Below are 11,664 nucleotides of genomic sequence, written 5' to 3'. Positions count from 1 at the left end.
GGCGAATGATTTGGGGCAGTATCTTTGCTGCTGCTTAACAACGCAACGCAACATTTCGTTTCTTACCGAATTGTAATTTGCGAAAATTTTGCGGCAAGACATCGAAAAATCACCGATATACTTTATCGCCAGTTGTAATTCCGCTTTGAAACCGTCCTCGGCTCAGCATCGCACGCACATGGCAGAGAGGCCGCGGGCATGCATAAAACTGGCATTTTGCCTTCTATTGGTCGCGATCACCGTGAATACGGGAATAAAAGCAGAACGACGTTCTAGCGTTTATATCCCGAATCACTACATTGAGCCGCATGAGCAATAGTTTCGACGATATGCCGTTCTTCGACGAAGAACCAAACGAGCCGCGCCGTCCGGCCCCAAACGCAGCTCCCGCCCCCGGTGGCCTGGGCATTGCCGCGCGCGCCATGGCGGCGCGCGATCAGGCGCGTGGCACGCCCGATTATCTCTCCGGTCTCAATCCGGAGCAGCGGGAGGCGGTCGAAACGGTGGATGGTCCAGTGCTGGTTCTCGCCGGTGCCGGCACCGGCAAGACCCGCGTGCTGACGACACGCATCGCCCACATTCTCGCAACCAACAAGGCCTATCCAAGCCAGATCCTCGCCGTGACCTTCACCAACAAGGCCGCGCGCGAAATGAAGGAACGTATCGGCGTTCTTGTCGGCGGTGCGGTCGAAGGCATGCCATGGCTTGGCACCTTCCACTCCATCGGCGTCAAGCTTCTGCGTCGGCACGCCGAACTCGTCGGGCTGAAATCGGACTTCACGATTCTCGATACCGATGACGTGGTGCGGCTCATCAAGCAGTTGATCCAGGCCGAAGGTCTGGACGACAAGCGCTGGCCGGCCAAGCAGTTCGCCGGGATGATCGACAACTGGAAGAACAAGGGGCTGACACCGCCCGATATTCCAGAAGGCGACAGCCGCGCCTTTGCCAATGGCAAGGGACGCGAGCTTTATGCAGCCTATCAGGCAAGACTAAAGACGCTGAACGCCTGCGACTTCGGCGATCTTCTCCTGCACCCGATCACCATATTCCGCCGCCATGGCGATATCCTCAAGGATTATCACCAGCGCTTCCGCTACATTCTGGTGGACGAGTATCAGGATACCAACACCTGCCAATATATGTGGCTGCGGCTTCTGGCACAGCGCGCAAAGGGCGAGCCGCAAAACGTCTGCTGCGTTGGCGACGACGATCAGTCCATCTATGGCTGGCGCGGTGCCGAAGTGGACAATATCCTGCGCTTCGACAAGGATTTTCCCGGCTCCAAGGTCATCAAGCTCGAGCGCAACTATCGCTCCACCGAACATATTCTCGGCGCCGCCGGTCACCTGATCGCCCATAATGAAGGTCGCTTGGGCAAGACGCTCTTCACCGATCGCGTCGACCCGAACGACGAAAAGGTCGTGGTGCATGCTGCGTGGGATTCCGAAGAGGAAGCCCGTGCCGTCGGCGAAGAGATCGAGGCGCTTCAACGCAACACGAAGCACAATCTCAACGACATGGCGATCCTCGTTCGCGCCTCGTTCCAGATGCGAGAATTCGAAGATCGCTTCGTCACGCTTGGTCTCAACTACCGCGTCATCGGCGGCCCGCGCTTCTATGAGCGCATGGAAATCCGCGATGCCATGGCCTATTTCCGCCTCGTCTGCCAACCGGCGGACGATCTGGCCTTCGAGCGTATCGTCAACACGCCGAAGCGCGGGCTTGGCGACACGACCATTCGCACGCTGCATGACTATGCCCGCGCCCGCGATATCCCCATGCTGGCGGCCGCCGCAGATATTATCGAGACCGACGAGTTGAAGCCCAGGGCGCGCAAGGCGCTCTTCGATGTGGTGCAGGATTTTCGCCGTTGGCAAGGGCTGCTGGAAAACACCGAACATACGGTGCTCGCGGAACAGATCCTGGATGAAAGCGGCTACACCGCCATGTGGCAGGCCGACAAGACCGCAGAAGCGCCGGGACGCCTTGAAAACCTGAAGGAACTCATTCGCTCGATGGACTCCTTCGAGAGCATGCGCGGCTTCCTGGAGCATGTGGCGCTCGTCATGGATGCCGAGCAGAATGAAGAGCTCGATGCCGTCTCGATCATGACATTGCACTCCGCCAAGGGCCTGGAATTCGAAACCGTCTTCCTGCCCGGATGGGAAGAAGGTCTGTTCCCACATCAGCGCTCTCTGGATGAGGGCGGACGCTCCGGTCTGGAGGAAGAACGACGCCTTGCCTATGTCGGCATTACCCGCGCCAAGCGCCGCTGCCACATCTGGTTCGTCTCCAACCGCCGTATACACGGTCTCTGGCAATCCACCCTGCCCTCACGCTTTCTGGATGAGCTGCCGGCATCCCATGTCGAAGTCACGGCATCAGAAAGCAGCTATGGTGGCTATGGCGGTCGCGGCGGCTACGGCCAGTCCCGCTTCGACAAGGCCGAACCCTTTGCCAATAATTACGCCACGCCCGGCTGGAAGCGCGCTCAAGCCAACAGGTCGGATGCGACGCGCGACAACTGGGGCAGCCGGTCTGGACACGCGGTAGAGCGGATCGGCTATGGTGAGAGCGGTCCGCGTGCCCGGACCATCGATGGAGAGCTGGTTGCGAAGTCGGTGGCCGATGCGCCCTCGAAATTTGCGGTCGGAGATCGCGTCTTCCATATCAAGTTCGGAAACGGCAATGTCGCGACCGTCGAAGGCAACAAGCTGACGATCGATTTCGACCGAGCGGGCCAGAAACGCGTGCTCGACGGCTTCGTGGAAAAGGCCTGATTCCCAAACATAAAGAAGCCGCGCCAGCTTAAAGAAGATAAGCGTGCCTCATGCGCCCAAAAAAGGCGCGCTGCCCCCTAAGTTTTCACCTCGTATTTTTGAGTAACTGCCAGCTTCGACTATTCCCCTCGGGGCGATTCTCAGCAATAACCACATGGTTTCGCAGAGTCGTCCTCCTGAGGTTAAATTGCATATATTCGAGAATTCTAATTCAATACTTGCAGTTTACCTCATCAACATGGCCAATGCACAGCAACGCAAGCAGGCCATGATCGACAAGCTCTCAGGCATCGGGCTCACGGCAGAGCGTGTCGAAGCGGTCGATGGCAGAGCCCTGACATTTCCGATCCCGGAATTCAGCGAGCTTTCCTACAAGCTCATGCACGGTCGGCGGACCTGTCCTCCGGAAATCGGCTGCTATCTGAGCCACGTGGAATGCGCACGCCGGCTGCTGCGAAGCGCGGCCGAGTTTGCGCTGATCCTCGAGGACGATGTGGTCTTCAAGCAGGGTTTCATGGAATCGGTCGAGGCGGCAATCGATCATCGAAACGATTGGGATATTCTGCGGCTGTCGACAGTCAGCCACGGGAAAAAACATGCCTTCCGCAAGCTGACGGCTGATCGCTCCTTGAGCATAGCTCTGACTCGCGAAAAAGGCTCGGGTGCCTATATCGTCAATCGCAAAGCGGCCAAGTGGATCGCAGAAAAGCTGGTCCCGATGCGGCTGGCCTATGATATCGCCTATGATCTGGAATATCTGGCAGGCCTCAAGTCGGCCTTCATCTATCCTCTCTGCGCCTCGCAGGATGCAGACAACACCAGCTCTATTCAAAGCGTCGCTCGCGCTTACAAGCTGCCCCGCTGGCGGTACTTCACCGTCCTGCCCTTCCGCGCATATCTGGAGGTGACCCGCTTCGTGTTCAGAGGGGCGAGGCTTGTTTTGGGCTATGCGGGAAATATGCGCACGCCGCGCGCACTGCCATCTGCAAAGAGGAAGAGTGATTCTTCGGGCACATCAGTGTCGACCCACCCGGCCTCCTACGACCCGGCACCGGTTCACGCGGTCGTCTCGCCCGGCGTAAACCCGATCAGGTAAACTGCAGCAACGATAGCGGCGATGATAAAGATCGAGATGACGAAGATCGTCATCCGGCTTAGTGGTTTACGTGTCGTTTTCTTCATGCGCAAACAACAGCTTTGCGCTGATTTTGTTCCCTAAAACATCGGAAGCACGATTACGTCGTCTCAAAAGAGATGAAGCGTCCCTTGTGTGTAGAAATGGACGCGTGGCGCTGCGGTGATTCCTCACCCATCACTGCAAATGGCCGGACCCATCAACGCATTTCGTTTTGTTTTTATGCAGTAAAGTTCTAAAGCCAGATGAGTTCTTCAGGGCCATTCTCAAACAGACAAAGTTTCCCATGACGCCGACACGTTCCAATCCGCTTCACCTGGCGGCCGCTTTCGCCAGCGGCGGTCTTTTGACCTTGATGGTGCATTTCAACGGAATGCTCGCTCATTATGGCAATGCGCTGTTTTCCTCCTGGACGGCTCACGCCACAGGAACGGTCGCGGCAATCATCGTCATGGGGCTGCTCTACCGCAAACCGGAGCCGGGACAGCCGGCAAAACCCAAGGCACCCCTCTGGGCCTATATGGGCGGTATGATCGGCGCTGTCCTGGTCATGCTGACCTCCACAGCGGTGAATTCGCCTCTGGCCCTCTCGGGCACGATCGCCCTTGGACTGGCTGGGCAGGTCATCTTCAGCCTCGCGGCGGATTTCTGGGGACTGTTCGGCTTTCCCAAGCGTCGCCCACAGGGACAGGACATTCTCGCAATCGCCCTCATCCTCGGCGGCAGCGCTCTTATCATTCTGGTCGGGAGAGCGACATGATCGTCTGGATCGCAATGGCCTTTGTCGGCGGCGTCTTCGTTTCGCTCAGCCGCCAGATCAATGGCCGCCTCAGCCTGTCCACGTCACCGCTAACCGCATCCTTCTGGAATCACTTTGTCGGATTGGTCGTGCTGACGCTGGTGGGACTTGCCATTGGCGGTCTTTTCCCGCCAGGTGCGAGTGATGCGCCATGGTACGCCTTTATCGGCGGGCCGATCGGCGTTGTCTTCATCGCCTCCGGCAGCTGGCTGATCGCGCGCATCGGTGCCGTCAACACGGCACTCCTCGTCATCAGCGGCCAGATGGTCTCAGGCGTCGTCTTGGATTTCTTCAGCGACCAGCCGCCGAAAATCTGGGCGACTGCGCTCGGCGTTATCTTCATTCTCGGCGGCATGGTACTGACCCAACGCCGCCGTTAAATCTGGTCCGCGACCTCAGCTCTTGCCGAACAGGCTGCCGAACAATGTCTTACCGCCGCTCTTTCCACTGCTGCTGGCTGCGACAGCGGAAGGACGACCGTTCAGCTTCGGCACAACGATGAGACGCTTCACCTCACCGCGCTTGAAGGCCGCCAGGAACTTTGGATATTCCTTGAAGACGACGCAGCCATTCGATTCACCGCGCTTTGCCAGCATATAGGTATGCGCCAGAAGCCCGTTACGGCCATGCGGATTGACGCCGCTTTCTGGCGTCAGGCGAATGGCTTCCACGCCGTGGAAGAGCGATTCGCGCATGGTCAGGCGGTAGCTTGACGGCGGCGTCGCGCCGCGCATCTTGACGTGGACGAAATCGGGATTGTCACGCATCTTGCCGATACCCGAATGGGCCTCAAGCTTCTCGCCGCTTGGAAGATGCACGACACCTGCAGAAATATCATAGATGGCGGTGCCATTGCCGCGATCCGGCCACGGAACGACGGCGTCCATTTTCGTTTCGCGCATCGGATTGTCGGGCCGCGCGAAGGCAACCATCGTCGATGTCGCGGGCTGCTGCACCGGTGGTCTAGCGGGCGTCGGAACGGTCGCTTGCGCAGCGATCTCCTTCTCGACGACAGATGGGCTGGCAGGACGCGGTGCCGGCTCGACCTCGAAAGCTTTTGCGATCTCCGGGCGGAAATTCGGGAGCGGGACGGTCTCCGGCAGAAGATCGATCTCTTCATCGGCCTTCGCCTGCGGGCGTCCGAGTGCTGCTTCAAACGCAGGATGCTCTTTTGCTTCCTGCGTTTCCAGCATCGCGGTCTCAGGCCCGCGTCCAAGCGCTGAATCGACGATCGCCGATGGGCGAAGCGCTGCCAGCTCCTTGACGGTCGCCTGGCCTTGAGCGTCGATGGCCGCTGCCGTGCCGAAGCGCGCTGCAAAGAGCTTGGCATTGAGATGGTGCTCTGCTGCCAGGCGCGTCATCTTCTGGTGGCCTTCGGGATTGGCCGAAAGGCGCGAGAACTTATGGACGTGAATGGTGGGCTGCACGTCATCGGGCGCCTCGCCCACGGGCCGATCCAGCTGAGCCAGCAGCATCTTGTCAAAACGTTGAGTGCCATGCGACGCCTGCGCCATACCATGCAGCGAAGCAAAAGCCGCCACAGCACAGACGCTGGCAAGGATCCCGCCGCCCAGAAGAGCGGAGAGGCCGCCTGACGACAGGCCAGCACGTTTTTTTGCATGGGCTGCACCGCGCATGGGCACGCCCTGATAGGTCACGACTGATGACGCCATGATACTCGTTACTCGAACCGTTTACGCAAAACCGGCTTATCGCCGGCGACTTGGCGTTGGCCTCGATCGTCAGATGCGAATCGCACCATCCTCGAAGCGAACAGGTTCGAAGCATGCCGAATTATGGTAACCAAAGTCTTTACGAGTCCCCTGAAAACGCTGTCCCTAAAAGCGCAAGCCATGTTCATGCAGGTAAGATCCGATGTTCGCGCCCCATTGTTTTTCGGGCGTCGAAACCGAAGAGCAAGGCTGTCCGTGCAGCACCCATATGGCTGAGTCGGCGTCCCCTCTTCTGGGCAAAGCCTGTATCTTTCGACTTTGCCTAAAATGCGGCGATGGCGGCGGCCTCGGTCATCCCGTCGTTTTCATTTTGACGAAAACCTTCTAAGCTCGGCCACAAGCGATTGACTTGAAGGAACGACAAATGAAGGCGCTGCTGCTGATCGACATCCAGAACGGCTTTTGCCCCGGCGGAAATCTTCCTGTGGCCGATGGCGACAAGATCGTGCCGATTGCCAATGCGCTGATCGAAAATGGTGGTTACGACCTGATCGTCGCCTCGCAGGATTGGCACCCCGCCAATCATGGCAGCTTCGCATCTCAACACCCCGGTAAGCAGCCTTTCGAGATGGGCGAACTGTCGGGCAAGCCGCAGGTCATGTGGCCGGATCACTGCGTTCAGGAAACGCCGGATGCGGACTTCCATCCAGATCTCAATACTCAAGCCTTCGATCACGTCCAGCAAAAGGGCGAGAACCCAGCCGTCGATAGCTACTCGGCCTTCCGCGATAACGATCAGTCGGCAACAACGGGCCTTGCCGATTACCTCAATCGCCAGGGCGTAACTGTTCTGGATATTTGCGGGCTTGCAACGGATTACTGCGTCAGTTTCTCCGCACTCGATGCGCGCGACATGCTGCCGGATGTGAAAGTGCGCTTCATCGAAGATGCCAGCCGCGGAATCGACCCGGAAGGCATCAAGGCCGCGATTGCCGCCATGCGCGCCAAGGGCATTGCGGTGGTCAACAGCAGCGATATTCTGAAAGCTTAGAGCGTTTCCTTGCTAAATAGAAACAGTTCTGTTGGTTCAAACGGGATCGACTGATTGTCCGGGCGGCGCGTGCCGTAGCCAAAGCATACGGCCAAGCCGTCCGGGCAAGCAGGTGGCCCGTTTCAACCAACCCGAAGGGCCGGGCATCTTTCCGCCAGGCTCAAAGGCGATCGGCTCGACCGTACCCTTGGGTATGCCCTTCGCCAATCGCCTTTGCCCTGACGAAAACCTGCTCCGGCAGAACGTTTCTATTTAGCAAGGAAACGCTCTACCCCCTTTCAGCGGCCGTTCAATGGCTGCTCCAGCACGTCGATATCAGCAGCCGCGTCGTCCATTCGACGTGAGATCACGGCCTGCGCGTCCCGCAGTCCCTGATTGTAGAATGCCGGACCGATCACCTCCGCCACGTGGTCCAGCAACATCTCGCATTGCAGCCCGCTGACATCGAAATCCAGCTCATTCACCAGATAATCCTGGACTGCCTTGGCCAGCTCTGCTTTCTGCTGCTTGTCGATTTTCAGTTCCAAGATGCGGCCCTCCTCTTGCCGATCGTGCAAAGCATAAAGCGACTGTGCGACAACGATATGCGGCAGAACAAAAAGTGGAAGGGTAAGCCAAGCTTCAAATAAATCAATCAAGCTATTCCTTATTTTTGTTTGTGCGCATACGCCCGAGACTGTAGGAGACGAACATCCCATGTTCTCCGGTACAGGACCGGCTACCCCATGACACAGTCACCCTTCAGGTCGGGCATCCGCCTTGGCCTCCCCGTTGCCCTTGCCGTCTTGCCCTTCGGCGCGCTGTTTGGTGCCGTCGCCATCGACAACGGCATGACCATCTATGAAGCGACGCTGATGAGCGGCATCATCTATGCCGGGGCCAGCCAGCTGGTCGGCATTGAGCTTTTCAATCAAAATCTGCCTGCATGGCTCGTGGTGCTGTCGATCTTTGCCGTCAACTTCCGGCATGTGCTTTATTCCGCCGCTATGGTCCGCATCGTCCCGGAATGGTCCTTTGCCCGCAAAGCCATCGGCTTCTTCTTCCTGGTCGATCCGCAATTTGCCGAATCCGTCCGGCAGAAGGAAATGCATGGCGAGGTGCGTTATTCGCTCTATATGGGCTACGCCTTCGTCGTCTATGCGCTGTGGATGATCTCCACCGTCGTCGGCGCCTCGCTCGGCAATCTTGTCGGCGATCCAAAAGCCCTTGGCTTCGACGTGCTGCTGCCGATCTATTTCATGGGCATGGTGCTCGGCTTTCGCAAGCGCAACAGCTTCTACCCTGTCATGCTGGCAAGCGCGATCGGCGCGATCGCTTCCTTCCACTTCGTCGGCTCGCCCTGGCATGTCAGCATCGGCGCGATGACCGGTATCATCATCGCCGTCATCCTGCCGCCTGCAAAGAGTGACCCCGTCGAAGAGCCCGAGGTGCAGACCCCATGAGCGAGTTCTTCCACCTCCAGACACTGATCATCATCGTTGCCGGTGCTGTTGCGACCTACCTCACCCGCGTCGGCGGTTACGTGCTGATGACGCGAATGAAATCCATCCCGCCGCGCGTGGAAGCCGGGTTGAATGCCGTCCCCGTCGCCGTTCTGACGACGCTCGTGGCACCCGCCTTTTTCGAAGGCGGGTATGATGTGAAGCTCGGCTTGATCGTCGCGTTGATCGTCGGTCTGCGCTTCCCCGGCCTGATCATGCTCTTCGCCGGCTGGGCGCTGGTCGTGGCGCTCCGGCATTTTCAGCTCTCATGAATTGAAAATGCCGTCACAGGCTCATATCAAAGGGCTTCGGTCGCAGCCACCAGCCACTGCTTTACATTCTCATCGCTGATCAGCGGCATCAGCTTCTCGCGTGTCTTGGCGTGATAGTCGTTCAGCCAGGTGCGCTCGTCTTCTGTCAGCAGCGCAACGACAATGAGTCTGCGGTCGATCGGGCACCAAGTCAGCGTCTCGAAGGAGAGCATCGGCTGATCACCGCCTTCGATTGCCTCGGCCTCTCGCACATAGATCAGGTTCTCGATGCGGATGCCGAAAGCGCCGGGACGGTAATAGCCAGGCTCGTTGGACAGGATCATCCCCGGCAGGATCTCCTGCTGCGACACGCGTGAAATGCGCTGCGGACCTTCGTGCACTGACAGATAGGAGCCGACTCCGTGGCCGGTTCCGTGGCCGTAATCGGCGCCCGCCCTCCAAAGCGCGATGCGCGCCAGCGGATCGAGATCGCATCCGCGCGTTCCTTTCGGAAACTTCGCGTCGCTGATGGCGATAACGCCCTTCAGCACCAGCGTGAAGAACCGCTTCTGCTCGTCTGGCACATTGCCGATGGCGACGGTACGCGTGATATCGGTGGTGCCGTTCACATATTGCGCACCGGAGTCCACCAGGAACATCTCGCCATCCTGCAGGCGGCGGTCGCTATCGGTGGTCACGCGGTAATGGATGATTGCGGCATTCGGGCCGGAGCCGGAAATCGTATCGAAGGAAACGTCCTTCAGCGGGTTCTGCATCGCTTCGCCAAGGCGCGCCCGTGCCTGCTCCAGCTTCGTTACCGCCTGGATTTCGCTGACGGTACCGGGCTGCTGGCTATCGAGCCATGCCAGATATTCCACCATCGCCGCGCCATCTTGAACATGAGCGGCAGCGGAACCGGCCAGTTCCGCTTCGTTCTTGCAGGCACGCGGCAGCTTGACGGGGTCGATCGCCTCGATAACCGTGCCGCCATTGTCCTTGATGACACGCGTCAGCGCCACAGGCACCACGTCGGCATCCACTAGGATCGACTCGCCCTTCTCGGCAAGCCCGCGAAGGGTCGGCTCGATTTCTGTCGGCGCGTGACGCTTCACGAGGTCATTGAGATACGCTTTCACCTCACCGTTCAATTTCCGCTCATCCACAAACAGATCGGCTGTTCCATCGGCATGGATAATCGCGCGAGCCAGCGGATGCGGCGTGTGCGGCACGTCGTTGCCGCGGATGTTGAAGATCCACGCAATCGACGATGGATCGGTCACGAGAACCGCATCCGCCTTGCGACCTTTCACATCCTCGGCAATGTTGTCGATCTTCTGCCGCGCGGGCGTGCCGCTAAAGGCGTCCGGCTGGATCGTGACAGGCTCCAGAGGCTCCGCAGGGCGCCCTTCCCACAGAGGATCGAGCGGGTTGGCAGCCAGCAGCACGACGGAGCCACCCTTCTCGGCAAGAGCCTTTTCCAGCCGCAGCAGCTCTGCGCTCGTATGGAGCCAGGGGTCGATACCGAGACGGAATCCGCTCGGCGCATGCTCACCCAGCCACTTTGCTGGCGGAGCGCCGACCAGATCGCCGCCGGTAAACACCGCCGGGTCAACCTGTGACGCAAGCTGCGTCGTATAGCGCCCATCGACAAACACGATGGCTTGCGACCGCATCACCAGCACCACACCGGCAGAACCGGTAAAACCCGTCAACCATGCCATCCGCTCGGCACATTCCGGTACGTACTCACCTTGATATTCATCGGCGCGGGGAATGAGAAACCCGTCTATGCCGAGCGCATCGAAGGTCGAGCGCAACGCCTCCACGCGGGCCTTGCCGAATTGCGGAGTGGACTTGTTGTCAAAGGACTGGAACATGGCATGCTTTCTGGATTGTCCAGAGCGCCGTGCGTCTTATTGGACGCACAAAGGACGCTCTATCTTTTGGAATCTACGCATCTTTGGCCGACAATAGCGCGGCAGCCTCTCGCAGGTCCAGATCAAAGCGAACGCCATCCCACGGCGCCTCCATCCGCCCAATAGTTAGGCAGATCGCGCAAATCTGAAGGGCGATCACGCTGAGGATTGCATTTAACGCATAGCACGAATGTCGAAGCGGCTATGGCGTCCGGAGCTGCACTGTCTTAAATTCCAAAGCGTCGAAGGGGCAACAAAAACCCCGCAGAACAAGGATGTCCAACATGTCGAAGTCGATCTTTCGCACCGCTTTTGAACGCGTCGTCGAAGCCCGTCAGCGGCAGGCAGACCGTTATGTCAGCAGCGCAATGCTGAACCTGGACGACACCACCATTGCCGCTTTCGGCACCACGCGCGAAGAACTGCGTCGCAAGGCGAAATCCACTTACGTATTCTGATCGTGAGGCGAGCTTCCTCCCGGCTCGCTGAACAAGGAATACGTTTATCCGCTTGAGCCTCTCCTCCCAAGGCTCGCGGATTCGGTCGGCAGGACCGATTGAAAAGGCGGCGCGCAA

Annotated in this window: 11 protein-coding genes; 8 read left to right on the top strand and 3 right to left on the bottom strand. The window is 58.8% G+C overall.

What is annotated here, in order from left to right:
• Nucleotides 1-308 precede the first annotated feature (308 nt).
• The 4 genes from ACTJK5_RS03565 (at nt 309) to ACTJK5_RS03550 (ending at nt 5,097) form a co-directional block, all read left to right on the top strand.
• Complete coding sequence (locus ACTJK5_RS03565) at nt 309-2,783, top strand: UvrD-helicase domain-containing protein (RefSeq protein ID WP_113226209.1); 2,475 nt, start codon at nt 309-311, stop codon at nt 2,781-2,783.
• Nucleotides 2,784-2,970: 187 nt separating this feature from the next.
• Nucleotides 2,971-3,879 carry a glycosyltransferase family 25 protein gene (locus ACTJK5_RS03560; RefSeq protein WP_440611855.1) on the top strand — a complete coding sequence of 303 codons (909 nt, stop codon included), beginning with the start codon at nt 2,971-2,973 and terminating at the stop codon, nt 3,877-3,879.
• Nucleotides 3,880-4,204: 325 nt separating this feature from the next.
• A complete protein-coding gene (locus ACTJK5_RS03555; protein WP_111846941.1) occupies nt 4,205-4,678 on the top strand; it encodes a DMT family transporter in 474 nt (157 codons plus the stop codon).
• The gene (locus ACTJK5_RS03550) at nt 4,675-5,097 is read left to right on the top strand and encodes a DMT family transporter (RefSeq protein WP_062426547.1); all 423 of its coding nucleotides are present in this window, start codon (nt 4,675-4,677) and stop codon (nt 5,095-5,097) included. Before ACTJK5_RS03555 ends, ACTJK5_RS03550 begins: the two co-directional genes overlap by 4 nt.
• A gap of 15 nt (nt 5,098-5,112) precedes the next feature.
• Here ACTJK5_RS03550 and ACTJK5_RS03545 read toward each other — a convergent pair whose 3' ends face one another.
• On the bottom strand, nt 5,113-6,390 hold the full coding sequence (locus ACTJK5_RS03545) for a DUF2778 domain-containing protein (protein ID WP_440611854.1): 1,278 nt from the start codon (nt 6,388-6,390) through the stop codon (nt 5,113-5,115).
• Between the two features lie 424 nt (nt 6,391-6,814).
• Here ACTJK5_RS03545 and pncA point away from each other — a divergent pair, with 424 nt between their 5' ends.
• Nucleotides 6,815-7,441, top strand: a complete 627-nt coding sequence (gene pncA, locus ACTJK5_RS03540; protein ID WP_062440588.1) for a bifunctional nicotinamidase/pyrazinamidase — start codon at nt 6,815-6,817, stop codon at nt 7,439-7,441.
• A 278-nt stretch (nt 7,442-7,719) separates the two neighbouring features.
• On the opposite strand, the gene ACTJK5_RS03535 is transcribed toward pncA, so the two are convergent.
• A complete protein-coding gene (locus ACTJK5_RS03535; protein ID WP_440611853.1) occupies nt 7,720-7,968 on the bottom strand; it encodes a DUF2164 domain-containing protein in 249 nt (82 codons plus the stop codon).
• A 198-nt stretch (nt 7,969-8,166) separates the two neighbouring features.
• On the opposite strand from ACTJK5_RS03535, the gene ACTJK5_RS03530 reads away from it, so the two are divergent.
• Both ACTJK5_RS03530 and ACTJK5_RS03525 read left to right on the top strand, forming a co-directional pair.
• Nucleotides 8,167-8,883, top strand: a complete 717-nt coding sequence (locus ACTJK5_RS03530; RefSeq protein ID WP_062426544.1) for an AzlC family ABC transporter permease — start codon at nt 8,167-8,169, stop codon at nt 8,881-8,883.
• Nucleotides 8,880-9,194, top strand: coding sequence for an AzlD family protein (locus ACTJK5_RS03525; RefSeq protein ID WP_062426543.1), 315 nt, complete (start codon nt 8,880-8,882; stop codon nt 9,192-9,194). Before ACTJK5_RS03530 ends, ACTJK5_RS03525 begins: the two co-directional genes overlap by 4 nt.
• Before the next feature lie 26 nt (nt 9,195-9,220).
• Here the strand turns inward: ACTJK5_RS03525 and ACTJK5_RS03520 are convergent, their stop codons facing one another.
• Nucleotides 9,221-11,050 carry an aminopeptidase P family protein gene (locus ACTJK5_RS03520; protein ID WP_440611852.1) on the bottom strand — a complete coding sequence of 610 codons (1,830 nt, stop codon included), beginning with the start codon at nt 11,048-11,050 and terminating at the stop codon, nt 9,221-9,223.
• Nucleotides 11,051-11,373: 323 nt separating this feature from the next.
• On the opposite strand from ACTJK5_RS03520, the gene ACTJK5_RS03515 reads away from it, so the two are divergent.
• Nucleotides 11,374-11,547, top strand: coding sequence for a hypothetical protein (locus ACTJK5_RS03515; protein WP_062426638.1), 174 nt, complete (start codon nt 11,374-11,376; stop codon nt 11,545-11,547).
• Nucleotides 11,548-11,664: the final 117 nt, after the last annotated feature.

The organism is Agrobacterium sp. 22094 (assembly GCF_052046015.1).
Taxonomy (GTDB): domain Bacteria; phylum Pseudomonadota; class Alphaproteobacteria; order Rhizobiales; family Rhizobiaceae; genus Agrobacterium; species Agrobacterium cavarae.
The sequence above is the reverse complement of the archived record's forward strand: the minus strand, read 5'-3'. Positions and strand labels throughout refer to the sequence as shown.